The sequence below is a fragment of the Arthrobacter sp. Y3225209 genome (assembly GCF_059090685.1).
Genome location: NZ_JBNHFW010000052.1, coordinates 1 through 529 on the forward strand (window position 1 = coordinate 1; position 529 = coordinate 529).

Below are 529 nucleotides of genomic sequence, written 5' to 3' on the forward strand. Positions count from 1 at the left end.
CCGCACAGAGGCAGAAGCCCGGCGGCAGGCGGAGGAGATCCTCGCCGCCGCCCGCGCCGAAGCCGCGGACATCCGGGCCACTGCCGAGCGTGAGGGCGCCGAGGCGGCGCGGGCGGATGCCGTGGCATCCTCGGCCCGGGCCCGCCGGGCAGCACGGCGGAGCGTCCTGGCCGAGCAGGAGCACCTGCACTCCCTGCTCACTGCCGAAGTGATGCAGCAGGCCCGCGAAATTCGCCGGGACCCGCGCTATCCGCAGATCCTGCGGCGGCTGACGGCACAGGCGGACCGGTTGCTGGGGCCGATGGCTTCGGTGTCGGAAAGCCCCAGGGGCGGCGTCACCGGCACGGCCGGATCACGCCGGATTGACCTGTCATTGCCCGCCCTGGCCGAACAGGCCCTGGAAGAAAACGCGCGGGAGGTGCGCAGACTATGGGAAGACGTGTGAGGACACCGGGTACCGGCAGCGCCGGTACGGCCAGGGACATTGCCGGCACCGGGGCGGCGGCGGCGTCGGCGGGGGCGGCGGGGG

At 74.3% G+C, this 529-nt stretch carries 1 protein-coding gene; it reads left to right on the forward strand.

The genetic code is table 11. The features are described from left to right. On the forward strand, nucleotides 1-445 hold a 445-nt coding region (locus AC5RVB_RS16340; protein WP_494143176.1), incomplete at its 5' end, for a hypothetical protein. Between the last annotated feature and the right edge of the window lie 84 nt (nucleotides 446-529).